The 26,603-nt window shown below is 61.4% G+C and carries 25 protein-coding genes; 18 read left to right on the top strand and 7 right to left on the bottom strand.

Annotated features, from left to right (window positions below; genetic code table 11):
• Window positions 1-70: 70 nt before the first annotated feature.
• Window positions 71-853: a DUF1499 domain-containing protein gene (locus NKI64_RS08115; RefSeq protein ID WP_023684603.1), complete on the top strand. Its 783-nt coding sequence runs from the start codon at window positions 71-73 to the stop codon at window positions 851-853.
• Window positions 854-855: 2 nt separating this feature from the next.
• On the opposite strand, the gene NKI64_RS08110 is transcribed toward NKI64_RS08115, so the two are convergent.
• On the bottom strand, window positions 856-1,764 hold the full coding sequence (locus NKI64_RS08110; protein WP_352667471.1) for an MBL fold metallo-hydrolase: 909 nt from the start codon (window positions 1,762-1,764) through the stop codon (window positions 856-858).
• A gap of 117 nt (window positions 1,765-1,881) precedes the next feature.
• Here NKI64_RS08110 and NKI64_RS08105 point away from each other — a divergent pair, with 117 nt between their 5' ends.
• The 14 genes from NKI64_RS08105 (at window position 1,882) to NKI64_RS08040 (ending at window position 16,097) form a co-directional block, all read left to right on the top strand.
• A complete protein-coding gene (locus tag NKI64_RS08105) occupies window positions 1,882-2,475 on the top strand; it encodes a biotin transporter BioY (RefSeq protein ID WP_023684601.1) in 594 nt (197 codons plus the stop codon).
• Window positions 2,476-2,747: 272 nt separating this feature from the next.
• Complete coding sequence (gene rfbA, locus NKI64_RS08100) at window positions 2,748-3,629, top strand: glucose-1-phosphate thymidylyltransferase RfbA (protein ID WP_352667468.1); 882 nt, start codon at window positions 2,748-2,750, stop codon at window positions 3,627-3,629.
• 1 nt (window position 3,630) lies between these two features.
• On the top strand, window positions 3,631-4,185 hold the full coding sequence (rfbC, locus tag NKI64_RS08095) for a dTDP-4-dehydrorhamnose 3,5-epimerase (protein WP_023687179.1): 555 nt from the start codon (window positions 3,631-3,633) through the stop codon (window positions 4,183-4,185).
• A gap of 25 nt (window positions 4,186-4,210) precedes the next feature.
• Window positions 4,211-5,305, top strand: a complete 1,095-nt coding sequence (gene rfbB, locus NKI64_RS08090; RefSeq protein WP_352667465.1) for a dTDP-glucose 4,6-dehydratase — start codon at window positions 4,211-4,213, stop codon at window positions 5,303-5,305.
• Entirely contained in the window at window positions 5,302-6,231 is a 930-nt protein-coding gene (gene rfbD, locus NKI64_RS08085; RefSeq protein WP_023687181.1) for a dTDP-4-dehydrorhamnose reductase, read from the top strand. The genes rfbB and rfbD overlap by 4 nt, the downstream gene beginning before the upstream one ends.
• Before the next feature lie 109 nt (window positions 6,232-6,340).
• Window positions 6,341-7,090, top strand: coding sequence for an ABC transporter permease (locus NKI64_RS08080; protein ID WP_352667461.1), 750 nt, complete (start codon window positions 6,341-6,343; stop codon window positions 7,088-7,090).
• A 36-nt stretch (window positions 7,091-7,126) separates the two neighbouring features.
• Window positions 7,127-7,852, top strand: coding sequence for an ABC transporter ATP-binding protein (locus NKI64_RS08075; RefSeq protein ID WP_023687183.1), 726 nt, complete (start codon window positions 7,127-7,129; stop codon window positions 7,850-7,852).
• The gene (locus NKI64_RS08070) at window positions 7,852-9,321 is read left to right on the top strand and encodes a rhamnosyltransferase WsaF family glycosyltransferase (protein WP_352667458.1); all 1,470 of its coding nucleotides are present in this window, start codon (window positions 7,852-7,854) and stop codon (window positions 9,319-9,321) included. The genes NKI64_RS08075 and NKI64_RS08070 overlap by 1 nt, the downstream gene beginning before the upstream one ends.
• Before the next feature lie 81 nt (window positions 9,322-9,402).
• Window positions 9,403-10,068 (top strand): sulfotransferase, encoded by a 666-nt coding sequence (locus NKI64_RS08065; RefSeq protein WP_352667455.1) that lies wholly within the window; start codon window positions 9,403-9,405, stop codon window positions 10,066-10,068.
• An 87-nt stretch (window positions 10,069-10,155) separates the two neighbouring features.
• Window positions 10,156-10,935, top strand: coding sequence for a sulfotransferase family protein (locus tag NKI64_RS08060; RefSeq protein WP_352667452.1), 780 nt, complete (start codon window positions 10,156-10,158; stop codon window positions 10,933-10,935).
• Window positions 10,935-12,302: a sulfatase gene (locus NKI64_RS08055; protein ID WP_352667449.1), complete on the top strand. Its 1,368-nt coding sequence runs from the start codon at window positions 10,935-10,937 to the stop codon at window positions 12,300-12,302. Before NKI64_RS08060 ends, NKI64_RS08055 begins: the two co-directional genes overlap by 1 nt.
• Before the next feature lie 178 nt (window positions 12,303-12,480).
• Window positions 12,481-14,469 (top strand): nucleoside-diphosphate sugar epimerase/dehydratase, encoded by a 1,989-nt coding sequence (locus NKI64_RS08050; RefSeq protein WP_031197112.1) that lies wholly within the window; start codon window positions 12,481-12,483, stop codon window positions 14,467-14,469.
• Between the two features lie 138 nt (window positions 14,470-14,607).
• A complete protein-coding gene (locus tag NKI64_RS08045) occupies window positions 14,608-15,540 on the top strand; it encodes a glycosyltransferase family 2 protein (protein WP_023732070.1) in 933 nt (310 codons plus the stop codon).
• 17 nt (window positions 15,541-15,557) lie between these two features.
• The gene (locus tag NKI64_RS08040; protein WP_023684586.1) at window positions 15,558-16,097 is read left to right on the top strand and encodes a sugar transferase; all 540 of its coding nucleotides are present in this window, start codon (window positions 15,558-15,560) and stop codon (window positions 16,095-16,097) included.
• Here NKI64_RS08040 and NKI64_RS08035 read toward each other — a convergent pair.
• Window positions 16,085-17,020: an NAD-dependent epimerase/dehydratase family protein gene (locus NKI64_RS08035; protein WP_023670715.1), complete on the bottom strand. Its 936-nt coding sequence runs from the start codon at window positions 17,018-17,020 to the stop codon at window positions 16,085-16,087. The genes NKI64_RS08040 and NKI64_RS08035 overlap by 13 nt on opposite strands.
• Window positions 17,017-18,309, bottom strand: coding sequence for an O-antigen ligase family protein (locus tag NKI64_RS08030; RefSeq protein ID WP_031198404.1), 1,293 nt, complete (start codon window positions 18,307-18,309; stop codon window positions 17,017-17,019). Before NKI64_RS08030 ends, NKI64_RS08035 begins: the two co-directional genes overlap by 4 nt.
• A gap of 414 nt (window positions 18,310-18,723) precedes the next feature.
• On the opposite strand from NKI64_RS08030, the gene cysD reads away from it, so the two are divergent.
• Genes cysD through cysQ form a run of 3 tightly spaced genes read left to right on the top strand, consistent with a single transcriptional unit; the run spans window position 18,724 to window position 22,368 of the window.
• A complete protein-coding gene (gene cysD / locus NKI64_RS08025; protein WP_023670717.1) occupies window positions 18,724-19,629 on the top strand; it encodes a sulfate adenylyltransferase subunit CysD in 906 nt (301 codons plus the stop codon).
• A gap of 2 nt (window positions 19,630-19,631) precedes the next feature.
• A complete protein-coding gene (cysN, locus tag NKI64_RS08020) occupies window positions 19,632-21,569 on the top strand; it encodes a sulfate adenylyltransferase subunit CysN (RefSeq protein WP_023684584.1) in 1,938 nt (645 codons plus the stop codon).
• Between the two features lie 10 nt (window positions 21,570-21,579).
• Entirely contained in the window at window positions 21,580-22,368 is a 789-nt protein-coding gene (gene cysQ, locus NKI64_RS08015) for a 3'(2'),5'-bisphosphate nucleotidase CysQ (protein WP_031258997.1), read from the top strand.
• Between the two features lies 1 nt (window position 22,369).
• On the opposite strand, the gene NKI64_RS08010 is transcribed toward cysQ, so the two are convergent.
• The 4 genes from NKI64_RS08010 to NKI64_RS07995 form a co-directional block, all read right to left on the bottom strand.
• Window positions 22,370-23,512 (bottom strand): DegT/DnrJ/EryC1/StrS family aminotransferase, encoded by a 1,143-nt coding sequence (locus NKI64_RS08010; RefSeq protein WP_023829106.1) that lies wholly within the window; start codon window positions 23,510-23,512, stop codon window positions 22,370-22,372.
• Between the two features lie 298 nt (window positions 23,513-23,810).
• Window positions 23,811-24,734 (bottom strand): carbohydrate kinase family protein, encoded by a 924-nt coding sequence (locus NKI64_RS08005; RefSeq protein WP_023738518.1) that lies wholly within the window; start codon window positions 24,732-24,734, stop codon window positions 23,811-23,813.
• The gene (locus NKI64_RS08000; protein ID WP_023738519.1) at window positions 24,731-25,177 is read right to left on the bottom strand and encodes an RbsD/FucU family protein; all 447 of its coding nucleotides are present in this window, start codon (window positions 25,175-25,177) and stop codon (window positions 24,731-24,733) included. Before NKI64_RS08000 ends, NKI64_RS08005 begins: the two co-directional genes overlap by 4 nt.
• Complete coding sequence (locus NKI64_RS07995) at window positions 25,178-26,404, bottom strand: ROK family transcriptional regulator (RefSeq protein WP_023738520.1); 1,227 nt, start codon at window positions 26,402-26,404, stop codon at window positions 25,178-25,180.
• Between the last annotated feature and the right edge of the window lie 199 nt (window positions 26,405-26,603).

Here is a 26,603-nt window from a genome sequence, read left to right as displayed (position 1 = left end):
GGCAGGGGATGTTCAATTTGAGCATCCTTTGCTCTAAGCGTCTGTGCGGGTTGGGGCGGTGCTGAAGACAATGGAAATTGACGAGCGGCAGACATCGAAGGCGGCCGGCTGGTCGCGGCGCACGGGCGCTTTTGCCCTGGTCCTGCTGCTCACCGTGCTGGCCGGCCATCATTTCGAACTGGTCGAAACGCCGGCCTTCCTGTGGGTGCTGGCGATCGTCGCCTTGCTTGCCGCGTTCGCTTTGCTGTTTGCCGGCCTCGCTTTGTCCCGGCTGTGGCATTTCGGTGACCGTGGCGGCCGCGACCTCTCGGTCGGCGCCCTGCTGGCGCTGCTGGTGCTGACGCCCTACGGCTTTGCCACCTATTTGGCGGCGACCACGCCGCCCCTGAGGGACATCACGACGGACCTCGACAATCCGCCAGTGCTCGACACCAGCGACCGCACCAAGGACATGAACGTGCTCGCGCTGCCAACGCCGGGCGAAGCGCGCCTGCAGGCCGACGCCTATCCGCTGGTCACCGGGCATAGCTACAATCTGCCTTTCGAAACCGTCGTCGACGCCGTTGAAACCGTGCTCGACCGCCGCGATTGGCAACTTACTGCGCCATATCCAGTGACCGACGGTCAGGACGAGGTAACGATATCGGCCGTTGCCCGGAGCTTCGTGGTCGGCCTGCCCGCCGACGTCGCCATCCGGGTCAGCAATGACGGCGACACGATCGTCGTCGACATGCGCTCAGCCTCCCGCTACGGCCGCTACGACCTCGGCGACAATGCGGCGCGCATCGTCGGGTTCCTCGCCGAACTTGATCAGGAAGTTGCGGGCCAGGTGGGTGCGGCGCCGGCTGAGTAGTTCTACCCCACCGGCACAAAAACGCCGTCGATGGCCGGGTCACCCTGGGTAGCAACCAGGCCGCGCGCCACCAGGTCCTCGAGATGGGCAAGCACCGACAGGCCGGCGGCGCCATGCAGGCGCGGGTCGGTGTCCCTGTAGATCGCCTTGACCATGTCCGGGATTGTCCGGTCGCCGCCCCGGATGCGTTCGAGGATCGCCCGTTCGCGCATCTTGCGGTGAGTTTTCAGCCCGCGCATGAAGCTGCGCGGCGCATTCACCGGGCCGCCATGGCCGGGCAGCAGCAGGCGGTCGCCGCGCGCGATCAATTTATCCAGCGAGGCCATGTAGTCGGCCATCGCGCCGTCCGGCGGCGCCACGATCGACGTCGCCCACGCCATCACATGGTCGGCCGAAAACAGGATGCCGGTGCCTTCGAGCGCAAATGCCGCGTGATTGGCGGTGTGGCCCGGCGTCAGCACCGTCCGGATCGTCCAGCCATCGCCCTCGACCAGCGTATCGTCGGGCAAAGTGACATCCGGCACGAAACCGGTGTCGGCGCTGGCGTCGAGCGGATTGATCTCGCCGATCCGCAGCGGCCTTGCCGGGCGGTGCGGGCCTTCGGCCAGCACGGCGGCACCGGTGCGCGCTTTCAGCCGGGCGGCCAGCGGAGAATGGTCGCGATGCGTGTGACTGACGAAAATATGGCTCACCGGCCGGTTTGCGATCACCTTCAGCAACGTCTGGAAATGCGCTTCATCATCCGGACCCGGGTCGATCACCGCCAGTGTGTCGCGGCCGACAATGTAGCTGTTTGTGCCGTGAAAGGTGAATGGGCTGGGGTTTTTGGCGGTGACGCGCAAGACCTCGAGCGCGACGGTGACGCCCCGGCCATAGGCGGGATCGAAGCTGGTGTCGAATTTGAGCGCCATGGCGGTGTCGTTGAACCTCTGTTCAGGAGGACGGCAAAACTGATTGCCGCATAACACGGAAGCCAATATAGAAAAACGCAAGGCCGCGATCTGCGGCAATCCGGATTGGGGAAGACCATGGCACTTGCAACGACGATGCGCCCGCTTGTTTCTCTCGCTTTGCCCCAGGAGGGCGCGCAGCGCCTGGCAACCCAGCTTTTGCTGGCGATCGCCGGAACGCTGCTTTTGACCCTGTCGGCCAAGACGAAAGTCGTGCTCGGGCCGGTCGACATCTCGATGCAGACGCTGGCCGTCCTGCTGATCGCCACCGCATTTGGCCTGCGGCTTGGCGTCGCTACCCTGCTTCTCTACATGGCCGAAGGCGCCATGGGCTTCCCGGTCTTCCAAAGCACGCCTGAAAAGGGCATCGGCATCGCCTACATGATCGGCGGCACCGGCGGTTATCTCGCCGGCTTCGTCGTGATGGCGGCCATTGTCGGCTGGGCCGCCGACCGCGGCTGGGACCGCCACCCGATCAAGTTGTTCAACGCCATGCTGGTCGCCGAAATCGTCATGATGGCCATGGGCTTTGCCTGGCTGGCCACCCTCATCGGCGCGGAAAAGGCGTGGCAGTTCGGCGTTTTGCCGTTCGTCCTCGGCGACCTGATCAAGGTTGCGCTCGCCGCCAGCCTGGTGCCGGCGGTATGGTCGCTGCTGCCCAAGCAGCCCTGAAACCGGACAAATGAATGAGCCGGCGGGCCCAGGGCCCGCCGGCTTTTTGTTGTCACGCGTCCGCCAGCCGATGGTGCAAGCCGGTTGCCAAATCGCCACGCCCATTTGCATCGTCAGCTTGTGCCTGGTCGGTCAAATTGCCGCGAGGCTGCAGATGCGGAGCAATTCTGGCGCCGATCCACGGCCGAGATTGAATTGACAAGCCATTGCGCGAAACCTAAGCACGGGCAACTTGATTTCGAGGCGGGGGCCGGTAATTCAAGGAGAGCTTGTTGAAGGGAATAATCCTTGCAGGAGGCAGCGGGACGCGTCTGTATCCCCTTACATTAGCGATCTCTAAGCAGATTCTGCCGATATACGACAAGCCGATGATTTTTTATCCGCTGAGCGTCTTGATGCTCGCCGGTATCCGCCAGATTTTGATCATTTCGACACCTCGCGACTTGCCGGTGTTTCGGGAGTTGCTGGGCGACGGTTCGGAATTCGGGGTCGAATTCTCCTATGCCGAGCAGGCGCAGCCCAACGGGCTTGCCGAGGCCTTCATCATCGGCCGCGACTTCATCGGCAAGGATAATGTGTCGATGATTCTCGGCGACAACATCTATTTCGGCGAGGGCCTGTCGCAGCTCTGCCGCACTGCTGCGCAGCGCCAAAGCGGCGCGTCGGTGTTCGCCTACCATGTCGAGGACCCGCAGCGCTACGGCGTGGTGTCGTTCGACAAGCTCAGCGGCACGGCTTTGACGATCGAGGAGAAGCCGCGGGAGCCGAAGTCCAACTGGGCGGTCACCGGCCTCTATTTCTACGACAATGAGGTCGTCGACATCGCGTCGACGATCAAGCCCTCGGGGCGTGGCGAACTCGAGATCACGGCGGTCAACAACGTCTATCTCGAGCGCGGGAAATTGCACGTGCATCAACTCGGCCGCGGCTATGCCTGGCTCGACACCGGCACGCATGACAGCCTGCATGAAGCCTCTTCCTTCGTGCGCACGATCGAGCACCGCCAGGGGATCAAGGTCGCCTGTCCTGAAGAAATCGCTTTCGAGCAGGGCTGGCTGACCGCCGACAAGGTGCTTGAGCGCGCCACGCGCCTGGGCAAGAACGAATACGCCGCCTATCTGCGCCGGCGTGTCGCCGAGCTGACGGAGACATAGAGTGCTGGAAGTCAGGCAGCTCGGTTTGGACGGCGTGCTGGAAATCGTGCCGAAGCGGCACGGCGATGCGCGCGGTTATTTCATCGAAACCTGGAATGCCGAGGCCTTTGCCGAGGCCGGCATCGATCTGCGTTTCGTCCAGGACAATCATTCCTATTCGGCTGCCGCAGGTGTCGTGCGGGGGCTTCACTATCAACTGCCTCCACGCGCGCAGGACAAGTTGCTGCGTGTGATCCGAGGCAAGATTCTCGACGTGGCGGTCGACATCCGCCGCAGCTCGAAAACCTTCGGAAAATGGGTCGCGCTCGAAATATCGGCCGAGAGAGGCAACCAGATCCTCGTGCCGAAGGGTTTCGCGCACGGTTTCGTCACGCTCGTGCCGGACACCGAGGTTCTGTATAAGGTCACCGACACCTATTCGCCGGCGCATGATCGATCGATCCGTTTCGACGATCCTGATATCGGCATCGATTGGCCGTCGCCGGCCGGCGCCTTCGAGCTCTCGGCCAAGGACCTCAAGGCGTCGGCGCTTGCTGAGGCCGAGGTGTTCGCATGACGCGCGACGATGTGAGGAGAGCGCCATGAATTTTCTGGTGACAGGCGGTGCCGGCTTCATCGGCTCGGCCGTGTGCCGGCATTTGTGCGCCAATCCGGCCTACCATGTGACCAATCTCGACAAGCTCACCTATGCCGGCAATCTGGCCTCGCTGCGCACCATCGAGAATGCACACAACTACAAATTTGAGCAGGCCGACATCTGTGACGAGCGGGCGGTTCTCGACATCCTCCACCGCGACGAGATCGACGTCGTCATGAACCTCGCCGCCGAAAGCCATGTCGACCGCTCGATCGACGGACCCGGCGCCTTCATCGAGACCAACATCGTCGGCACCTACCGGGTGCTGAATTCGGCGCTCGAATATTGGCGCGGCCTTGACGAGGACAGGAAGGCGCGCTTCCGCTTCCACCATGTCTCGACCGACGAGGTGTTCGGCGATCTGCCCTTCGATGGCGGCATGTTCGTGGAGGAGACGCCTTACGCGCCATCCTCGCCCTATTCCGCCTCCAAGGCCGCATCCGACCATCTGGTGCGGGCCTGGCACGAGACGTACGGCCTGCCGGTCGTGCTCTCCAACTGTTCGAACAATTACGGGCCTTATCACTTCCCCGAAAAGCTGATCCCGCTGGTCATCCTCAACGCGCTCGACGAAAAGCCGCTGCCGGTCTACGGCGCTGGCGCCAATGTGCGCGACTGGCTGTTCGTCGAGGATCACGCCCGTGCTCTGGAACTGGTCGCCACAAAGGGCCAGCCCGGCGAAAGTTACAATGTCGGCGGCAATTCCGAGCGTACCAACCTTGGCGTCGTCGAGACGATCTGCGGCCTGCTCGATATCAGGCGTCCGCGCAGCGGCGGCAGGAGCTACCGCGATTTGATCAGCTTCGTCACCGATCGGCCCGGCCACGACCGCCGCTATGCAATCGATGCCTCCAAGATCGGTCGGGATCTCGGTTGGGCGCCGGCGGAGAGTTTCGACAGCGGCCTTGCAAGGACCGTCGACTGGTTCCTCGACAACAAATGGTGGTGGGGACCGATCCGCGAGCAGCGCTACGCCGGCGAGCGGCTGGGGCAAGTCCGGTCGCGCGGCCAGGTTGAAGGCAGGAAGGGCGCGGCGTGAGGCTGGTTGTCACCGGACGCGACGGTCAGGTCGCTGCCAGCCTGCTGGAGGCCGGGCAGAGGCGCGATGGCATCGAGGTCGTCACCCTCGGCCGCCCAGTGCTCGATCTGGCGCGGCCCGATACGGTGTTCGACGCACTCGCGGCAGCGCGGCCGGATATCGTGGTGTCGGCTGCCGCCTACACCGCCGTCGACCAGGCCGAGGACGAGCCCGATCTTGCCTTCGCTGTGAACGCCGTCGGCGCCGGCAAGGTCGCCGAGGCGGCCGCGAAGCTCGGCGTGCCCGTAATCCATCTGTCGACCGACTACGTCTTCGATGGCACCAAGGACGGCGCCTATGTCGAGACCGACGCCACCGCACCGCTCGGCGTCTACGGCGCCTCCAAGCTTGCCGGCGAGCTGGCCGTGGCCGCCGTCAATCCGCGCCATCTGATCCTGCGCACCGCCTGGGTCTACAGCCCGTTCGGCAAGAATTTCGTGAAAACCATGCTGCGGCTGGCCGGCGACCGCGACGAGATCGCCGTGGTCGCCGACCAATGGGGAAATCCGACATCCGCACTTGATATTGCCGACGCGATCCTGCATGCGGCGGCGGTGTTGCGCGGCGACGACAGCTTCGACGGCTATGGGATCTACCATCTCGCCGGAGCCGGAGACGTCAACTGGAGCGGCTTTGCTCGCCACATTCTGGAGGCAAGCCTGTCACATGGCGGGCCGTATGCTGCGGTACGGGATATTACGGCGCGCGACTACCCGACCAAAGCGCGTCGCCCGGCTAATTCGCGTCTTTCGACGCAAAAATTCACGGCCGCATTCGGATCGGAGGCACAGGGGTGGCAGCAATCGACGGGGCTTGTGGTGCGCCGCATCTTGCAAGCCCAGCCGACAGCATGGAAAGACGTAGCGATTGTGTCTGTTAAGCGATGAAACAGCTTGTCGCTATCTTTATGTCGGCCGAGTCGCCATATCGCGGCGCCTTCATGCCTGTCGCGGAAATTGCCAAGCCTGAGCAAGTTACACTGAAGGAAGTATCATAATGTCGGGTGTATCAATGGTTTGGCTTCGGCTCGCGCAGTTTGATATACGGCTTCGTTACCGAAATTCGACTTTCGGGCCTTTCTGGATTACGCTGAACACGGCAATATTTGCCCTTTCAGTTGGGCTTCTATATGCTGTCTTGTTTAAGCAGCCTATAAGGGAGTTCATACATCACTTGGCTACGAGTGTAGTCTTGTGGCAATTTCTATCTGGAGCAATAATTGAAGGTTCGGAAATTTTAATTGGATCTCACGATCTTCTTCTAAATACGAAGATCTCGCCGGCCTCATGCATATTTCGTTGTGTCTCTAAGAACATAATAATATTGATGCACAATGTGCTAATTATATTCATAACTCTAATTATTGCCTATCCGAACTCCGGCTTGAACATACCAATGTTCATCGTCGGAACCGCGCTGTTGGCTGCCCATGCCGCCTGGATATCGACCATCGTAGCGATTGTTTCTGTGCGATACAGAGACGTTCCGCTGATCACCGCTGCCGTTATGCAGCTTCTGTTCATGCTTTCGCCGATTATCTGGACGGCAAAGGTTCTCCCTACCAGCTCTCCGTTCCTGGTCTACAATCCTGTCGCCTACATCATCGATGCAGCGCGAACTCCACTGATGAGCGACGGCACCGACTACATGAGCGTGCTCGTGTCCGCCATTATTGCCGGCGCGGGGAGCATCGCCGCCTATCTTCTCTATCGAAGGACGGAGCACCGAATTCCGTACTGGCTTTGAATTCTGACGCCGTCACACAATTGTATTGGAAGCCCCATGTCACCGCCATCCATTCATCTGAGCGACGTCACCGTCCGAATTCCGGTCTGGTCGGCTCCGGCAAATCGTTCTCTCAAGCAAGCCGCGCTCCGTTTCACCACGGGCGGGCGTTTGCTGGCCGGTGACTCCGGCCGTTTCGAAGTCGCGGCTCTCGATGGCGTGTCGCTCGATCTTAAACCCGGCACCCGGCTGGGACTGAGCGGGCACAACGGTGCTGGCAAGACGACACTGTTGCGCGTCTTGGCAGGCATTCTCAAACCCACCAGCGGGACAGCTGTCATCAACGGGGACTCGGCCGTTCTGATAACGCCCTCCATGGGTTTATCTCCCGAACTCACGGGCCGAGAGTTCATCCGGCTTCAGAGCCTCATGACCGGTATCGCCCCCCGTGAAATCGAGCGCCAGACCGAATCGATCATCGAGTTCTCGGAACTGGGCGATTTCATAAATTTGCCGGTACGCACCTACTCGTCCGGCATGCAGACACGGCTGTCGTTTTCGGTTGTCACCGCATATCCGACCGATATCGTGCTTCTTGACGAAGGGCTGGGCACGGGCGACGCGTCATTTCAAAAGAAGGCCAGAGAGAGAATGGAGCATTGGCTCAACAATGCCGCCATCGTCGTGCTGGCATCGCATTCCGATGCCCTGATCCGGTCGATGTGCAGTTCCGCGGTGTTTCTCGAGAAAGGTCGCGTCGTGAGAGAGGAGACCTTTGGCTAATGCGTCGTCAGCTGACTGCAACGCTCGCCGGCGCCGGCGCCCGAATCTTCGGGCACCAGGATTTGAAACAATCCTACCATAAGGTCTTCGACCCCGACGTTCCCCTGCAAAGCTATAGGGGCAGGCTTGCCTATTGGTGCATGTCGGCGGCGCACCGCCTTGGCTTCCTCTCCGACCTGCAACTTTCCTACCTGTCGCAGCTGCCGCTCGTCCCGGCGGTCGCTCCGCCAAACCATGTCTATGATCACGAGTTCTTGAACCTGCGGCTGAATCGAATCTACGACATGCCGGACGTCGAGATAGACGAGCGCCGGCCGCAGACGATCAATGTCCTGGTTCCTGCTTTCGACTTCAAATCGATCTCGGCCGGGTTCTTCGGCGTCTTCCAGATGGCGCTGTTCTTGCGCAAGACGGGCATCAATGTTCGCCTCGTCCTATTTGATAATTTCTATTTCAATATCGCCGACTTCAGAGAAAAGGTTTTGAAATACCCCGGTATGGAGGGTGTCTTCGATGAACTCGAAGTCGAGTATATCGGCGAGAGGCGGAAACCTCTTGCTATATCGCGCTACGACTATGCCGTGGCAACCGTTTGGTATTCAGCCTATTTTGCAGAAAAGATTACAGCGCGCACAGAGAGCAAGAAGTTTATATACCTGATACAGGACTATGAGGCTGCATTTTATCCGGCAAATAGTCTATATGCCGTTGCAGATCGTACATACGCGATGGACTACGAGGCGATATTTTCAAGCGAAAGCCTTATGCAGTTCTTCATTTCGAATGATGTCGGCGGCATAAGGTCTCGCGGCATGTCGCATACGTTTTTCAACAACGCCTGCTCGTCCAATCTCCTGCCCAAGGACATGTTCATCCAACGCAATCTTGCAAAGAAAAAGAAGACGATCGTCTTCTATTCTCGGCCGGTGGTGGATCGGAATATGTTCGAACTTACAGCGTTAGCTCTTACGACGGCCTTCAGGCGGGGCATTTTCGACCCCGAGGAATGGGATTGCGTGGGCATGGGCTTGGGAGAAGGTGTTGTCGAGTTGCAGCCCGGGGTTCGATCGGTTTCGTTGCCAAGGATGGACCTCAGCAAATACATCGAGGAGGTCTCGGGTTTTGATATCTGTCTCACGCTGATGGCTTCTCCGCATCCGAGCATGATCCCGATGGATCTGGCCGGATCCGGCTGTGTCGTTGTGACAAATACCTTCAAGACAAAAACTGATGATTATTTGAAGGGCCTCAGCGGAAATATCATCCCGGCTGCTTCGGAATTGAATGAAATCGTTTCAGCTTTGGAGCTGGCAAAGTCAAGGAGCGGGGACCTGGAGCAGAGGTACAGATTTGCCAAGGCAATGAAGTATCCGCGGGATTGGGACCAGTCGCTCACTGCCAAACATCTGAATTTCTTCAAGCGTCGCCTGCAGGTTCGCGCGGAAAAAGCAGCAACCGGCAAACAATAACCGTCATGAATTTTTTCGATTGCCGGCGTCGCGGTCGGGCGACTGCGAACATTGGGACACTAGGAGCGTAAGACGGTGGCGATGGCTACATCACACAAGGCGGTCAGACTCGCGTTGCCGCTGGGGCCACGAACCCTGATAGTGGTCGGATGTGGCCGGGGCGGCACAAGCCTCGTCGCCGGTGCGGCCATAATCCTGGGTGTGCCCATGGGATCGTCACCCGCTTCCATCATCCATGAGGATATGGAGCTCGTTTATGCGGCCCAGGGTCGGGACATCGATGGCCGCCTGATCGATGGTTCGGCAGATAATGGCTTGAAGAAGCTGGAAGAGATCATCGAGGCGAGAAATGATGCCAATGATCTATGGGGTTGGAAAGATCCGTCTGCCGATCTTTACCTCGGGGCGATAGCGGAGGTCGTGAGGAACCCGTTCATCGTGTTCGTCAACCGCGACATGGCTGCGGTCGCCCAGTCCGAAGTCAAGCAGATGCAGTCCTCGATCGAGCAAGCCTATGACCTGGCGCTGATCAGGTACAGCAGATATTGGGAATTGCTGCAGCGATTGCAGTGGCCGACGCTCCTTGTCAGCTATGAGCGTTCGCTGTTGAACCCGGAGTCACTGTTGTGCGAGATCGCAGATTTTATTGGACTTGAGCCCCCCAGCGAAAGACAGCGCGATTTCATCAAGCAGTTCGCTTCCGGGCGGGATTATCAGCAACTGGACTTGGCAAACGCCGCTGTCTAGGCTTCCTTGATGGCTTGCCGGGCACTTTCGTCGGGGGGCGAGAGACAGTGGTGACAAGGACGTAACCTTGGCATGGGGGCGCATGCATTGGACCAGCCTGTGTTGGGTTTCATCGTTGGTGGGGTGCAGAAGTCCGGCACGACCAGCCTGTTCGGCTATCTCAGCCAACACCCACAGCTGGCGACGCCGTCCGTCAAGGAGATGCATTTCTTTGACGACGAGACGCAGAACTGGACGGAGCCGGACTATCGCAAATTGGGAAGCTTTTTTTCCGACGATGCTGGGAGAGGCATCGGATTTGACGTGACCCCGATCTATCTCTTCTGGCCGCCATCGCTGGAACGGATAAAGCGATACAATCCCGCAATGAAGCTTGTCTTCATTTTTCGCGATCCGATCGAGCGAGCGTGGTCGCAATGGCGTATGGAGACCGGTAACCGGTCGGAGCATCTGCCGTTTCACCTGGCGATCCGGCAAGGCCGCTGGCGACTAAAGGGGTTGGATCAGACCGATCCGGCATGGCGTGTGTATAGCTATGTCGAACGGGGCTTTTACGCACGCCAACTACGCCGGCTATTTGCCTTGTTCCCAAGGGAGAACGTTCTGCTCCTGCGTTCACTGGATTTGTTGAGGGATCACCAACCTACGCTGGATGCCGTTGCCGGGTTCCTTTCCATCCAACCGTTTCTCCCCCTTGCTCCGCGAACAGATCATCTTGGGAGACGATGTGAGAACGAGCTTCGACCGGAGGACGTAACCTATTTGCGCGAGATTTTTTACGATGACACCGTCGAATTCTCCCGACTTTCGGGGCTGTCGGTTTCCGACTGGCCGACTTTTGATTCGGGCTTGGCGGTAGAAGGCTGATGGAGCGACCCAACATCCTCTTCATCGTGGCTGACGACCTCAATTCCTGGATTGCGCCGTTGGGCCGCCATCCGGACGTCAAGACGCCTGCAATCGACCGCCTCGCATCGCGTGGAACGACGTTTCTGCGCGCCTACTGCACGGCGCCCTATTGCAATGCCAGCCGGATGTCCGTGTTTACCGGATGCCTGCCGACGACAACGGGTGTCTATCAGAACGAGCCATTCTGGGAGGCGCCGCTGCGCAGGGTCACACTGCTCGAGCGCCTGCGCGAGGCCGGGTATTTCTGCATGGGTGCGGGGAAAGTGTTCCATGGCAGTTTCGACTACGCCGATGCAGGGCGCAACAGGACGCCGTCGGCAAGATGGAGCGACATCGAGAACCGCCCAGCCTTGTGGGACGAATTCCATACGACCGCCGCCGAGCCGATGCCGTTGCATCGGCCGCTCAACCGCATGTTTGATTTTGATGATTTCCCGAACGTAGCGTCGATGAATCATCACTTCGATTGGGGCGCCATCGAATCCGCTCGCGAGCCGGAGATGCCCGATTTCAAGACCGCGGACGCGGTTTGCGCCTTCCTGCAAAAACCGCACGAGCAGCCGTTCTTTTGCGCGACGGGTTTCTACAAGCCGCATTTGCCCTGGTACGTACCGCAACGATTCCTTGATCTTTATCCTCTCGACAAGGTCAGCCTGCCCTTTGTCAAGAATGACGACCTTGACGACGTTCCCGCCATCGCAAAGGCTTGGGCTCTGTCGCCGCCTGACCACGAAACCGTCCTGAAACACGGGCAATGGCGCAACGCCGTCCAAGGCTATCTCGGGGCCATTTCCTACTGCGACAGTCAGATTGGACGTGTGCTTGACGCCCTGGATGCTTCGCCCGCCGCCGACAATACGATCGTGGTCCTTTGGGGAGACAACGGGTTCCACCTGGGCGAAAAGCTGCACTGGCGGAAATTCGTGCTGTGGGAGGAAGCAACGCGAGTGCCCTTCATTCTGGTGCCGCCACGAGGTATGGCGACATCGGCTCGCGTCGACCAGCCGATCAGTCTGGTCGACTTGTTTCCTACGCTTCTTGATCTTTGCGGGTTCGAGCCACCAGCGGACATAGACGGCCGTTCACTCATGCCTTTGGCGCGGGGCGGCAAAATGGAAGACCATTGTGCGATCATGACATGGTTGCGCGGCAATCATTCTGTGCGGTCAAGCCGCTGGCGCTACACGCGCTACTCCGACTTGTCGGAAGAACTCTATGATTTGAGCGCCGACCCTTATGAGTGGAACAATCTGGCCGGCGACGCCCGCTTTGAGCAAATGCGCATGGATCTCGGTGCGCGCCTCCCGCCCGATCGCCTGGATTGAAGGCCAGCCAAGGGAATTTCCAAAAAAATATCTGGCGATCACTACAACTCCACGCTATGCGATACAAAGCGGCGGGGCTGGGGATTGGCACTCTAAACAGGTGATCGGTGACGGGTTTCCGTCGCTCTTGCACCACGTTAGTGTCCATGTCCTTGCGCCTGGAGTTCAGTACTACCCAATGACATCCTATGTAGAGGTCGTGTCCGGACTTCGGCCGAAGATGCGGCGCGCCATTATAATGATCCAGGATCTGGTCATGGTCCTGGTCGCGGTGGCGCTGAGTCTGGGGCTTTCTCAGTCGAGACTTTCATTCGACGCGCTCTCCACGGCCGGCCTGGCGTGCTGGGCAAGTATTGTTTTTCTCAGCCATATGCTGTTTCGCTATTGCGGCCTCTACAACACCGTGTGGCGTTTCGCCTCCACGCCGGACTTCTTCAACATCCTGAAGAGCTGCGCCATCCTGACCGTCACGCTCTATGTCGTCTCGCTGGCGGTTCGATCGTTTCAGCCGGTGACCGGCCTCAACGAGCGCCAGTTCATCGTCTTTTTCCTCGTCTCCTTCACCATCATATCGGCGCCTCGGCTCTATTACCGGTTCCTGCGCGACGGGGCGAGCTGGCGAATCCTGAGCCGCAACGCAAACAATGCGGCGATCAAACAAGCGCTGTTCGTCGGCAGGCTTGGCGAAGCAGACGTCATCATCCGCTTCACACGCACGGCCGAGCCGGCCGAATATTCCATCGCCGGCATCATGGCCATCGAGAACGGCGCGCCGTTGGGCACGCAGATCCAGGGCGTTCCGGTGGTAGCCGTGCGGCCCCGCCTGGTCGAGGTCCTCGAAGAATATGCAAGAGGCACCAAAAGCCTCGACATGCTGATTTTCGGCAATGGCACCGAACGCGAGATCGAGGAATATTCGGAACTGGTCCGTGTCGCCCGTCACAGCGGTATCGCCGTCGTCCAATTCTCCGGCGTTTCGGAGCTCGGCCAAGGCGGAAAGCTGGTACTCGACGCTGTCGAGATGGAAACCATCCTGCGCCGCCCCACAGTTGCTTCCGATATTGAGCGGATCGGCGGCTTTATCGGTGGCAAGCGCGTCCTGGTCACCGGCGGCGCCGGCTCAATCGGTCGCATCCTGGTCAAGCGGTCGCTGGAACTTGGCGCCGAGGCGGTTCTGGTCGCCGATATCTCGGAGTTCGGTATTTTCCAGCTCGACCAGCAGGTTGACGAAAAGGACCATGTCCGGCTCAAGAGCCGCATCGTCGATGTCACAGACCGGCGCCAGATCACCCGCGTCGTCAGCGATTTCAAGCCCGACATCATCTTCCATGCCGCCGCGCTCAAACATGTGCCGCTGCTCGAGGAAAATTGGGAATCGGCGATCCAGACCAACATTTTGGGCACCCTCGTCTGCGCCGAGGTTGCCGCCAAATGCGGGGTGCCGCAGTTCCTGCTGATTTCCAGCGATAAGGCGGTCGATCCGACCTCGGTGCTCGGTATGACGAAACGCGCCGCCGAGCAGATCGTCTCTTCGCTGCACGAAACGCACGCCACCGGGGCCAGCGGCCGTCGCTCCGGCACCAAGTTCATCGCCGTGCGGTTCGGCAATGTCTTCGGCTCCAATGGCTCGGTCGCCACCATCTTCCAGGCGCAGATCGAGGCCGGCGGTCCGGTCACCATCACCGATCGCCGCATGACCCGCTACTTCATGACGGTGGCCGAAGCCGTCGACCTCGTCATCATGTCGGCGGCCGACGCCGAGCGGCGCCAGGGCAAGGACGACTACGCCATCTACATGCTCGACATGGGCAAGCCGGTGCCGATCCTCGAAGTCGCTGAAACCATGATCCGCATGGCCGGCAAAAGCCCCTACACCGACATTCCGATCCGTTTCACCGGGATCAGGCCGGGCGAGAAGCTTCACGAAGTGCTGCATGGCGGCAATGAGGAGATCGTCGCGCTGGATATCCCCAAGATCTTCGGCCTCAGGACCGATGTCGTGGGATGGCCCAAGGTCCAGGCGGCGCTGACATTGCTGCAGGCGGCCATGCGCGATCAGGACAAGGCCTCGGCGCTCGCCGTCATGGCCGGCCTCTATCAGGCGGAAGAGCCTCCAAGTGAGGCACGCCGGGAAACCGTTGCGAAAACAGTCGGGCAAGCTGGTTAGAGCAATTCCAAGAAAAGTGTGGAGCGGTTTTCCGTCCGGGATTGCGTCAAAACAAAGAGCCTGTCCTGATCGACCGGGATTGGCTATTGAAACCGATCCGATGGCCGTTCCCAGGCGTTTGCAGATGATTTTGAACCAGTGAGCAGACAAGATCAGCGCGTGGCCGTGCTGCTGGGCACGAAAGATGGCGCGGCTTTCCTTGACGAGCAGCTCGCGTCGCTGGCTGCGCAATCGCATCCTGTTGTCGACCTCTGGGTTTCCGACGACGGTTCGACAGACGGCACTTCGGCCATTATCGGCGCCTGGCAGAGCCGCTGGTCCAAGGGCCGGTTGACCCTGTCGAATGGTCCTCGCCAAGGCTTTGCCGCCAATTTCCGCGCGATGATCATCGATCCGCGCATCGAGGCCGACTACTACGCCTTCTGCGACCAGGACGACATCTGGGAGCCGGACAGGCTGGAGAGCGCCATTGCCTGGATGCAAGGGCACGACGCCGGAACGCCGCTGCTGTTTTGCTCCAGAACCGCGACCATGTCCGAAACCGGAGCAGCGCAAGGGTATTCGCCGCTGTTCCAGCATCCACCCGCATTTCGCAATGCGCTTGTGCAAAGCATTGCCGGCGGCAACACGATGATGATCAACCGCGCCGCGCGAAAGTTGCTGGCAAAGGCATCGGCAAGGACCGAGTTCGTCAGCCATGACTGGTGGACCTATCTGATCGTCACGGCTGCCGGCGGCATTGTCCGCTATGACCCGCGACCGCTGGTGCGCTACCGCCAGCATGAGGCAAACCTGGTCGGCGCCAACGTGTCGTGGAAGGCGAGGCTGTCGCGGCTGGGGCGCCTCTTCAGGGGCGAGTTCGCCGTCTGGACCGATCACAATCTGAGCGGCCTGGCCGTCAATCGCGACATCCTCACGAGGGATGCCGCCGCCTGTCTCGGCCTGTTCATCAGGGCGCGAAAGGGCGGTATCTTGCGACGCCTGCGCCTTCTCAGGAAAAGCGGCGTCTACCGGCAGACGCTGGCTGGGACGCTTGGGCTCTATGTGGCCTTCATCTGGCGGCGGATCTAGAGCATGCTGAGATGGCCATGAGGGGACCCAAGCGAGCTTTCGATCTCGTCGCGGCGGCGGTTCTGTTGCCGCTGACCTCGCCCGTCACCCTGCTTGCCATACTGGCAATCAGGCTGTCGTCGCCCGGACCGGCACTCCTCTCCCAAACTCGCGTCGGCCAGCACGGGGTGCTGTTTCGCTGCCACAAGTTGAGGACGATGGTTGTGGGAACGCCATCTCTGCCCTCGCATCAGGCGCCGGCAAACTCCGTCACCGCCGCCGGTAAGGTGCTGCGAAAATTCAAGATCGACGAGCTGCCGCAGCTCTGGAACGTGCTGAAGGGCGAGATGAGCCTGGTCGGGCCGCGTCCATGCCTGCCCACGCAAACCGAGTTGGTCGACCGCCGCAGGCAATTGGGTGTGCTTGCCGCACTTCCAGGCATTACCGGGCTTGCGCAGATGAGAGGCATCGACATGTCGGATCCGAAACTCTGCGCCGAAACCGATGCCGAATATCTCAGGGGAGCCTCGATCGGACTCGACGTCAAAATCCTGCTTGGCACAATCTACCGGACCTGACGGGCCTGTCGTGCAAGTTCCTCAATCCGGCCGAGCGTGTCGGTTTCCGGCATCCAGCCTTCCGAGATCAGCAGTGACGGGTCGCAAATCTGTGTCGCCATGGAAGCGTCGTACGCTGCTTTTCTGCCAAGCAGTGTGGCGAACAGCCTGAATGGCCAGGCCGGCACAGGAACGAGCCGGGTCGGAACGTCGTATCCGTGCCTGAATGCAGTCAAGATTTCGAACATCGCAACGGGGGAAGCATCGCCCAGGACATAGGTCGGGCGCGGTGGCGTGGGACGAGTCAAAAGATGCGCCACGGCGCCAGCCACCGCGTCGCGCGATATCAGCGAACGAACTGCGGTGAAAGCGCCTAAGGGCAATGGTAAGGCAATGGCGGCAGCCCGCATCATTCCACGCAGGTTTCCCTTCATGCCTTCGCCATAGACCGGCGGCAGGCGCAGCGCCGTGGCATCGGAGGGCCTGGACGCATAGGCTTCCAGTGTCTTGATCTCGCCTTCGCGTTTCGAGCGCCCGTAGGCGCATTGCGGGGCAGGGAGCGTCGCCTCGCTGATCGTTCCGCTGAAACCGGGACCGGCTACTGCCCGGATCGACGACAGATAGATGAAGCGCCCGCTTGTCCGCGAGGCGGCCGCGCGCGCCAGCTGCGCGGTCAGTGTCGCGTTGGCTGCCATGAAGTCGGCTTCGCTCGCCTTGCGGTCATTGTTGAGCGCCGCACAGTGGACGACATGGGTGATATCTCGCATCAGCGCCTGGTATGCCTGAGCCGGTGCGTCGAAGTCCGGCAACAAAACCGCATCGCTCACGGGATCGAGCCGTTCCGGGTGGCGCGATGCCATGCGCACCCCGAACCCGGCTTCGCGCAGCTGGTTGACGACCTGCCTGCCGATGAAACCCGTCGCGCCTGTGACCAGCACTTTCACGGCCGGCTTGCCTGGGGCGCCGGGGCCGGTGCCTGTTGTTCCGGCAGCATTTGTTGCCGGCCCGATGCAAGATATGTCCCGGACACCAGGAACACCATCAGTGTGGCATCGAGGATGTCGTGGCCGACCAGAATGCCGGTCAGGCCGCCGATGAGGTAGGTGATCGCAGTGACGACAATCATCGTGGCGCCGAACCGCTCGATCGCGTCCGTGCTGGTGCGCAGCACGATGGCCGCGTTTCTCGCGGCAACGAAGAACACAGCCGCGAGCGTTACGGCTCCAAGCAGCCCGGCCTCCACCAATGCAGTCAGGAAGCCATTGTGAAAATGGCTGAAGCCCGTGGACGGCATGTGGAACTGATTGTGGAATCCATCCTTTATCAGCTCACGGCTTGCAGCAATGCCGTGACCGAAAATCGGCATGTCGTGGAAGGCGCTCAGCCCAATCTGCCAAAGTGCTGCGCGCAAGCCGAGCGCGGTCGTGTGGTCGCCCTTCGTGGCGAGCGCATCCCAGTCGCTGAACAGGAAGGCCGCGCGCTCGGAAATGATGGGGAGACCAATGACCGCGATGACGATGCCGATCGCGCCCGCAATCAGCAAAAGCCGAATGGCGTTTCTGTTGTTGAGCTTGCGACGGTTGATCAGCAGGACCGCGATGCCGGCCACCAGCATCGCCAGCCAGATGATCCGCGACCCCGAATAGACAATGTCGACCGCGCCGGCCAGTGTCGCGCAGGCCAGCAACGCCCTGTTCTTTTCGACACCCGATAAGGCGCCTGCCAGGCACATCATCATGCTGAGGCAGGCGACGGTCGCGAACACGATCGGATTGCCGGCGCCGCCTTCGGCCCGTATGCCCAGCCCGTGATATTGCACGACCGCCAGCAGCAGGGCGCCAAAACAGGCGGCGGCGCTCGCCAGCACGACGATGCGCGTCAGCGTGGTTTTCTCGGTAATGCTCCAGGTCGCGTATGAGACAGGGAAAAACAGGAAGGTGATCAGCCCTGCCAGATGCGGCGCATCCCTGGCGATCGAATTGTTGACGATGGAGGCGAGCACGCTGGCTGCGCAATAGGCATAGATGGCCACCGTCATCGCGGTCATCGGCCGGTCGATGTTGAAACGCCGTCTTTTCAGCGCAAGCAGAAGCACCGACCACAGGCCGCCGCCATTGAACAAAAAGCTGACCGCCGATCCCAGTACCGGCGGGAAAAAGAAGCACAAAATGGAGAAGGTGACGTTGATCCGTGACGGCGAAACGTGCTGCTTGATGGCGGAGATCGGGGTCAATGCTCTGGTTCACAATGCGCTGGGTCGCGTGGCGACGGACAATGTTTGGCGGCGGCATTTGCGGCATGCCGCCCGGCGCAGGTTCAGGAGCCGGTATAGCGGCTGGGTGCGGTTTTCGAAAGTGCGACGAGGTCCGGCCGGCGTTTCTTTCGGTCCAGGCAAGATTTTTCCCGGCCTTTGAATGCTATCGCTCCGTCGGGCAGGAATTTCCGGATTCTAGGCTTTTCATGGAAAATTCGTTGCCGATCGGTGTGGCCGCCGGCCTTTCCAGCGTTGTTATATCAGGTGGCGATCTGCTAGAACGCCGGCACGAACCGATAGTGTCCAGCAGTGAAGCTTGAACCGGGCGGCTGAAAAGGACGCCCGATCCATCTGATGCAAGGTCTGGATTGCACGAGAGAACGCTCACAGTCCATGAACATCGCGCTTACGCACCTGCAGCGGCTCGAGGCCGAGTCCATCCACATCTTCCGTGAGGTTGCCGCCTCCTTCTCCAAGCCGGTGATGCTCTATTCCGTCGGCAAGGATTCCTCCGTGCTGATGCATCTGGCGATGAAGGCCTTCTATCCGGCCAAGCCGCCTTTCCCCTTCCTGCATGTCGACACCACCTGGAAGTTCCGCGAGATGATCGCCTTTCGCGACCAGATGGCGCAGAAGCTCGGCTTCGACCTGCTGGTCCACGTCAATGAAGACGGCGTGCGCGACGGTATCAACCCCTTTGACCATGGCTCGAACACCCACACCCATGTCATGAAGACGGTGGCGTTGCGCCAGGCGCTCGACAAATACGGCTTTGACGCTGCCTTCGGCGGGGCTCGGCGCGACGAGGAGAAGTCGCGCGCCAAGGAGCGCATCTTTTCCTTCCGCAACGCCCAGCATGTCTGGGACCCGAAGAACCAGCGGCCGGAGATGTGGAAGATCTTCAACACCCGCATCGCGCCGGGCGAATCGATCCGCGTGTTTCCGCTGTCGAACTGGACCGAGCTCGATATCTGGCAGTACATTCTGCAGGAAAACATCCCGATCGTGCCGCTCTATTTCGCCAAGGAGCGGCCGGTGGTCGAACGCGACGGCATGCTGATCATGAAGGATGACGATCGCATGCAATTGCGCCCCGGTGAGACGATGGAGAACCGTCTGGTGCGTTTCCGCACGCTCGGCTGTTATCCGCTGACCGGCGCCATCGAATCCGACGCGGACACGCTCGAAGCCATCGTCGGCGAGATGCTGACGGCGCGCACCTCCGAGCGCCAGGGCCGCCTCATCGACCGCGATGAAGCCGGCTCGATGGAAAAGAAGAAGCGCGAGGGATATTTCTGAGCATGCGCCATATCCTGGCCAAGAGCCTCGCTCCCACCGACGGCGTGCGCGAATACATGGCGGCGCAGGAGAAGAAGTCGCTGCTGCGCTTCCTCACCTGCGGCTCGGTCGACGACGGCAAGTCGACGCTGATCGGCCGTCTTCTGTCCGACACAAAGCAGATCTTCGAGGACCAGCTCGCCGCACTCGAGCGCGATTCCCGCAAGCACGGCACCACTGGCGACGACATCGACTTCGCGCTTCTGGTCGACGGCCTCGAGGCCGAGCGCGAGCAAGGCATCACCATCGACGTCGCCTACCGCTTCTTCGCCACGCCCAAGCGCAAGTTCATCGTCGCCGACACGCCCGGCCATGAACAGTACACCCGCAACATGGCGACCGGCGCATCGACTGCCGATCTCGCCATCGTGCTGATCGATGCGCGCCAGGCTGTGCTGCGCCAGACCCGGCGCCACTCGATCATCGCTTCGCTGCTCGGCATCCGCCATATCGTGCTTGCCGTCAACAAGATCGACCTCGTCGATTTCGACCAGGCGGTGTTCGACCGTATCGTCGAGGATTACCGGCAGTTCTCGCACGAGCTCGGCTTCCAGACGATCGTGCCGATCCCGATGTCGGCCCGCTATGGCGACAATGTCACCAGCCGCTCCGGAAAGACGGCGTGGTATTCCGGCCCGTCGCTGATCGAGCATCTCGAAACCATATCGGTCGACGAGGCCGCGGTCGAACTGCCGTTCCGGTTTCCGGTGCAGTATGTCAACCGGCCCAATCTCGACTTCCGCGGCTTTGCCGGCACCATCGCGTCCGGCTCCGTCGCGCAGGGCGACGAGGTGGTGGTCGCCAAATCCGGCAAGGCCTCGCGGGTCAAGCGCATCGTCGCGCAAGGCGGCGATCTTGCCCAGGCGGTGGCCGGCCAGGCCATCACCCTTGTGCTCGATGACGAGGTCGAGGTCTCCAGAGGCAACATGCTGGTGTCGCCGGCGGCACGGCCGCAGGTCGCCGACCAGTTCGCCGCCAACATCGTCTGGTTCGACGAGGCAGCGCTGCTGCCGGGACGCTCCTATATACTGCGCACCGAGACCGACCAGACCAGCGCCACCGTCACCGACCTGAAATACCGCGTCAACGTCAACGACTTCGCTCGCGAGGCGGCGAAGTCGCTCGAGATGAACGAAGTCGGCATCTGCAACATCTCGACCCGGGCGCCGATCGCCTTCGACACCTTCGCCGACAACCGCGATACCGGCGCCTTCATCCTGATCGACCGCATCACCAATGCCACGGTCGGCGCCGGCATGATCCTGCATACCTTGCGCCGCGCCGAAAACATCCATTGGCAGTCGCTCGATGTCGGCAAGCGCGGCCGCTCCGACCTCAAGAGCCAGCGCCCCGCCGTATTCTGGTTCACCGGTCTTTCCGGCTCGGGCAAGTCGACCATCGCCAATCTGCTTGAGAAGAAGCTGTTCGCTTCGGGGCGTCACACCTACATTCTCGACGGCGACAATGTCCGCCACGGCCTCAACCGCGATCTCGGCTTCACCGACGCCGATCGGGTCGAAAACATCCGCCGTGTCGCCGAAGTGGCAAAGCTGATGGCCGATGCCGGGCTGATCGTCATCGTCTCCTTCATTTCCCCCTTCAGCGCCGAGCGGCGCATGGCCAGGGAGTTGATGGCCGACGGCGAGTTCGTCGAAGTGTTCGTCGATACGCCGTTCGAGGAATGCGCCCGACGCGACCCGAAAGGCCTTTACGCACGGGCGCTGAATGGCGAGATCAAGAACTTCACCGGCGTCGATTCCCCGTATGAAGCTCCCGAAAATCCCGAAATCCATCTCAAGACACTCGGCAAGACAGCCGAGGAGATGGTAGAGGCTCTGGAACACTGGCTGAATGAGCGCGACATTGCCGAAGACCAATATGACAGCGGCGGCGGCATCTGACGACGAAGTGATGCTCGACGTGTTCGAGCGCCTGGCGCTCGAAGCCGGACGCGAGGTGATGCGGGTCTTCAAGGCCGGCTGCGCGGTCGACAGCAAGTCGGACTCCTCGCCGGTCACGGAAGCCGACCGCGAGAGCGAGACGATCATCCTCGCCGGCCTGCGTGCGGCCTATCCCGATATTCCCTGCGTGGCCGAGGAAGAGGTCGCCGAAGGCATTGTGCCGCCCGATCTGGATGGCGCCTTCTTCCTGATCGATCCGCTCGATGGAACGAAGGAATTCGTCAACCGCCGGACCGATTTCACCGTCAACATCGCGCTTGTCCGGCACGGCGTGCCGGAGATCGGCGTCGTCTTCGCACCGTGCAGCGGGCGGTTCTTCTCTGGACGGCCGGGCTGGGCCGAAGCAATCGAGGTCGATGGCGACTTCCGTATCGTCGGCCGCCGGCGGATTTTGGTTAGGAGGGCGGTCACGCCGCTGGCGGTCGTTGCCAGCCGCTCGCACAACACCCCGGAGACCGAAGCCTTCATCAAGGATCTCGGCGCCGCCGAGATCGTCTCGGTCGGCTCATCGCTGAAATTCTGCCTGCTCGCCGCAGCCGAAGCCGACATCTATCCGCGCTTCGGCCGCACCATGGAATGGGACACGGCGGCCGGCGACGCCGTACTGCGCGCCGCCGGCGGCATGACGCGCACGCTGGACGGCGAGCCGCTCACCTATGGCAAGCGCAAACAGAGCGACGACGAGGATTTCGCCAACCCGCATTTTATTGCGAGCGGGAAGGCGGCGGACGCGGCGTAACTTACGCCGCCGCTACATGCGCCGAGTTCGAGCCAATGTAGTTGCGGATCGTCTCGATGATGCGGTCCTGGTCGGCTTCGCTGAGATAGGGATGCATCGGCAGGCACAGGATGCGCTTCGGCAGTTCCTCCGAAACCGCAAGCCCGGTCGGCGTGCGCGGATAGTCGCGATAGGCGACCTGCTCGTGCAGCGGCTTCACATAATAGATCACCGAAGGGATGCCCTTTTCGCCGAGATGCGCCCTCAACCCGTCGCGCTTCGGCGTCTCGATGGCGTATTGCGCCCAGGCCGAGCGGCCACCGCCCAGATTGCGTGACGCCTTGACGATGTCGCCGAGACCTTCGGCGTAGCGCTTGGCCACCACCTGGCGGGCGACCATCTCGTCTTCGAGGATGGCGAATTTCTCAATCAGGATCGCCGCCTGGATCGTGTCGAGGCGTGAATTGATGCCGACGCGGACATTGTCATACTGCGTCTCGCCCTTACCGTGGAACGCAAACGAGCGCAGCTGGTCGGCCAGCGCGTCGTCATTGGTGAACATCGCGCCGCCATCGCCGTAGCAGCCCAGCGGCTTGGCCGGATAAAAGCTGGTCGAGCCGACATGGCCGAAGGCGCCGCACATTGTGCCGTCGGCCGAACCGCCGATCGACTGCGCCGCATCCTCGATCACCAGCAGCCCTTCGCGCTTGGCAATCGCCATGATCGCCTCGTAGTCGGCGGCAAGCCCGAACAGGTCGACGGGAATAATCGCCTTCGGCTTCAGCCGGCCTTCCTTCTTGATCATGGCGATCGCCGCCTCGAGGCTGGCGATGTCGATGTTGTAGGTCTCGGCGTCCACATCGACGAAAACCGGTTCGGCCTTGGCAAGCGCCACCACTTCCGCCGTCGCGGCAAAGGTGAAGCTCGGCACGAACACCGCGTCGCCGGGGCCGATACCGGCGGCAAACAGCGGCAACAGCAGCGCGTCGGTGCCGTTGGCGCAGGCCACGACATGCTTGGTGCCGATATAGGCTGCGAGCTTGTTTTCGAATTCGGTGACTTGCGGTCCGAGGATATAGCGGCCTTCCTCGACGACATTGTCGATCGCGGCCTTCAGCCGGTCGCGGATACGTTCGCGCTGCGCGCCAAGATCGATGAACTGCATGTCGGCCTCAAAAACGGTGTGGTGCGGGCTGCCCCGGGGACAATGACACGCACAGAAACAACAACTTAACCGGGCCGCTGGTACCAGAGTTGGGCCGGTCTAGAAAGCCGGACCGGCCGCGGGACGGGTTGTCTAGGTGTCGCAGCCTGTTACTTCAGGCTTTCCCTGCATTGCCGCAAGATGGCGGAAATCCGGGCTTCGCCGCCTATTAATCCGGCTGATTCAGCGCGTCTTTCCGGCTCGCGGAAACATAAAGTGATCGGCTGCTTGCAGCGGCTGGCGGCGGACTAAGCGTGGATCAGGCGATTTCGTGCCGCCAGGGCGGGTTGGCGCCGGCCCGCGACACGGTCACCGCCGCCGCTTTGGCGCCGAGCGCCAGCGCCTGACGGATGGCGTCCTCCGAAAGGCCGCCGATCCCGGCCTTGGTGAGCAGGCCTTGCTCGTGCAGCGAGGCCAGAATGCCGGCATTGAAAGTGTCGCCGGCGCCGACCGTGTCGACCACCTCCACCTTATGCGGCATCACCGTGACCTTGTGTTCCCTGCTGTAGCCGACGGCACCTTCGCTGCCGTGGGTAACGACGATCAGCTTCGGGCCGCGATCCAGCCAGTTGCCGATGACGTCCTCATGCGAGCCGGCCTCGCCGAACCAGTGCAGATCCTCATCCGATAGCTTCACGATGTCGGCCATCGCCATCATCGAGCGGATGCGCCGGAGGTGCTTGGCTTTGTCGGGGATGAAGTTCGGCCGGATGTTGGGGTCGAGCATCATGACGCGGCGTTGGTGCTCGCGTTTCATGAATTCTTCGTAGGCAGCACCCGCCGGATCCGAAATCAGGCTGATGGCGCCAAACAGCATGGCTTCGATCTCGGCGCCCAGTTTCGGCAGATCCTCTGTCGTCAGCATGCGCCCGGCGGTGTTTTCGTCGTAGAAAGTGTAGGTCGCCTGGCCGTTGGTGAGCCGCACGAAGGCGAGCGTGGTCGGGCGAGGGGAGGTGTGCGCATAGGTGGAGCTGACCTTGCTTGCGCCGAGCGCCTCGCGGAACTGGCCGCCGAACAGATCCGACGACAGGCCGGAAAAGAAGCCGGCGGGCGCGCCGAGGCGGCCAAGCGCGATCGCCGTGTTGAACACCGCGCCGCCGACATAGGGCGCAAAGGCCGGCTCGCCCTGTGTCGTGGTGCGCGGCAGCATGTCGATCAGGGCTTCGCCGCAGCAGAGGATCATGATTTCTTGTTCTCCGGCGGATAGATCACGCCCTTGCGGATGATGATGTTGGCGTAGAGCCGGGGTTCGCTGGTCGCGACGATCGCATATGCCGACCGGACGCGTGCATAGAAGTCGGCGCCCGCCAGCGCAACCACCTTGCGGCCCGGCGCGCGCCTGGTGCAGATCGTTTCGATTTCATGGTGGACCGGATCGGCGACCGAGGGATCGCCTTTGACCGAGGCACGAAACAGCGCTTCCGGCACGAAATCATCCACCGGCAGAACGCTCAAAATGGCGTCAAGCACCGGTATGAGGTGAAGACCGTCGGCGCGCACCAGCCGGTTTGCCTGCTCCTCCGCTGGGTAGTTGCCGTCGACAAGCGCGATCTCGTCGCCATGGCCCATGGCGCGCAATGTCGCCAGAAGCTCCGGACCGAGCAGCGACGGAATACCGATCAGCATTCAGGTGCTCCGGGAAATGGTGGTCGAACCGATGAGGAAGCGTTCGGACAGCGGCAGGCTGGCGCCGCCCAGCGCGCGGGCATGGATGCCGACGGTGCCTTCGCGCACCACCGGAAGCTTCAGCCCTTCGCCATCGATCGTACCGATCGCCTGCCTGATCGCATCGACGAGCCGGCGCCGGACAGCGAGCGGCATCCAGCCGTCGATCACCGCGGCCTCGAAATCGATCACCGATGACGCCGATACGATGGCATAGGCCAGCGCCTGAGCGGCATTGGCGATCCAGTCGTCGAGCTCGTGACCGATCTCGCCCCAATCCTCAGGCGACGTCCACAGATGCGAAGCCTCGACGCCGCGTGCGTTAAGCGCCTTTTCCAGCATGGCGATCGAGGCGACGTCGATGAGCTGCGTCGGCTTGCCGTCTGGTCCCGGCACCGGCATCGAACCCAGCGCCCCGGCATTGCCTGTCGGTCCGCCAAAAAGCCGGCCATTGAGCACGATGCCGCCGCCGGCAAAGGCGCCGATGTAGAAATAGACGAAGTCGCGCGCGCCGCCGGTCTGGCCGAACACCAGTTCGGCGCCGCAGGCCGACGTCGCGTCGTTCTGCAAATAGACCGGGAATTCGCATTGCGACTGGATGTCGGCGCGGATGTCGCGGTGGCGCCATTCGTCCATGATATCGCGCGGCGCACCTGCCGTGTCGGCCCAGTTCCACAGTTCGAACGGCATGGCGATGCCGAGCCCGGCAATGCGCTTGTCCTGCGCAGGTGTCAGTTCGGCGCGCATCGTCTTCATGCCTTCGGTGACGAACTCAACCGTCTCGCGCGGCGCCGGATAGCGATAGGAATGCTGCAGCATGGAACGCACAGTTCCGAGGAAATCGATCAGCACCAGTTCGGCGCTGCGGCGGCCGATCTTGAGGCCGATGAAGAAGGCGCCTTCGGGGTTCAGCGCCATCGGGATGGAGGGCTGGCCGATCTTGCCGCGCAACGGCGCCTGGCGCAGCAGCAGGCTGTCCTCCTCCAGTTCGCGCATGATGACCGAGACGGTCTGCGCTGAAAGCCCGGTCATGCGCGCAATGTCTGATTTGGCCAGGCTGCCATGCTGGCGAACCAACGACAGCACCAGCCGCTCATTGTGGTCGCGCATGCCGCTCTGGTTGGTGCCACGGTGGAGACGGCTGGCGGCCGCCTCGGGCGAACCGTGCCTCGCAATGCCGGTCTCCACCCTTGTTCCTCCCTTGGTTTATTCTTACTGCTTTTGCGGCAGAATGAGTGAACCACGCAAAGCTGTCAATAATAAATAAGAGTGATTTAATTATTGACAGGCGGCTCCCGCTGGTGTCATTTGAGGGCGCGTCCACACTGGGAGAACTTCAGTGGATGCGCTCGAGATGCCGGTTGGCGGCATCCGCATAGTTCCATGG

The sequence above is a fragment of the Mesorhizobium sp. M0478 genome, from assembly GCF_040321305.1.
Lineage (GTDB): Bacteria > Pseudomonadota > Alphaproteobacteria > Rhizobiales > Rhizobiaceae > Mesorhizobium.
This window is presented reverse-complemented; position numbering and strand designations above follow the sequence as displayed.

Excerpts from the sequence above, each read along its gene's own strand:
- NKI64_RS08115 (WP_023684603.1), top strand. The coding sequence starts at position 71 with ATGGAAATTGACGAGCGGCAGACATCGAAGGCGGCCGGCTGGTCGCGG.
- NKI64_RS08050 (WP_031197112.1), top strand. The coding sequence starts at position 12,481 with ATGACATCCTATGTAGAGGTCGTGTCCGGACTTCGGCCGAAGATGCGG.
- NKI64_RS08040 (WP_023684586.1), top strand. The coding sequence starts at position 15,558 with ATGAGGGGACCCAAGCGAGCTTTCGATCTCGTCGCGGCGGCGGTTCTG.
- NKI64_RS08105 (WP_023684601.1), top strand. The coding sequence starts at position 1,882 with ATGGCACTTGCAACGACGATGCGCCCGCTTGTTTCTCTCGCTTTGCCC.
- cysD (WP_023670717.1), top strand. The coding sequence starts at position 18,724 with ATGAACATCGCGCTTACGCACCTGCAGCGGCTCGAGGCCGAGTCCATC.
- cysN (WP_023684584.1), top strand. The coding sequence starts at position 19,632 with ATGCGCCATATCCTGGCCAAGAGCCTCGCTCCCACCGACGGCGTGCGC.
- NKI64_RS08075 (WP_023687183.1), top strand. The coding sequence starts at position 7,127 with ATGTCACCGCCATCCATTCATCTGAGCGACGTCACCGTCCGAATTCCG.
- cysQ (WP_031258997.1), top strand. The coding sequence starts at position 21,580 with ATGCTCGACGTGTTCGAGCGCCTGGCGCTCGAAGCCGGACGCGAGGTG.
- NKI64_RS08080 (WP_352667461.1), top strand. The coding sequence starts at position 6,341 with ATGTCGGGTGTATCAATGGTTTGGCTTCGGCTCGCGCAGTTTGATATA.
- NKI64_RS08000 (WP_023738519.1), bottom strand. The coding sequence starts at position 25,177 with ATGCTGATCGGTATTCCGTCGCTGCTCGGTCCGGAGCTTCTGGCGACA.
- NKI64_RS08065 (WP_352667455.1), top strand. The coding sequence starts at position 9,403 with ATGGCTACATCACACAAGGCGGTCAGACTCGCGTTGCCGCTGGGGCCA.
- NKI64_RS08010 (WP_023829106.1), bottom strand. The coding sequence starts at position 23,512 with ATGCAGTTCATCGATCTTGGCGCGCAGCGCGAACGTATCCGCGACCGG.
- NKI64_RS08110 (WP_352667471.1), bottom strand. The coding sequence starts at position 1,764 with ATGGCGCTCAAATTCGACACCAGCTTCGATCCCGCCTATGGCCGGGGC.
- NKI64_RS08055 (WP_352667449.1), top strand. The coding sequence starts at position 10,935 with ATGGAGCGACCCAACATCCTCTTCATCGTGGCTGACGACCTCAATTCC.
- rfbB (WP_352667465.1), top strand. The coding sequence starts at position 4,211 with ATGAATTTTCTGGTGACAGGCGGTGCCGGCTTCATCGGCTCGGCCGTG.
- NKI64_RS08070 (WP_352667458.1), top strand. The coding sequence starts at position 7,852 with ATGCGTCGTCAGCTGACTGCAACGCTCGCCGGCGCCGGCGCCCGAATC.
- NKI64_RS08005 (WP_023738518.1), bottom strand. The coding sequence starts at position 24,734 with ATGATCCTCTGCTGCGGCGAAGCCCTGATCGACATGCTGCCGCGCACC.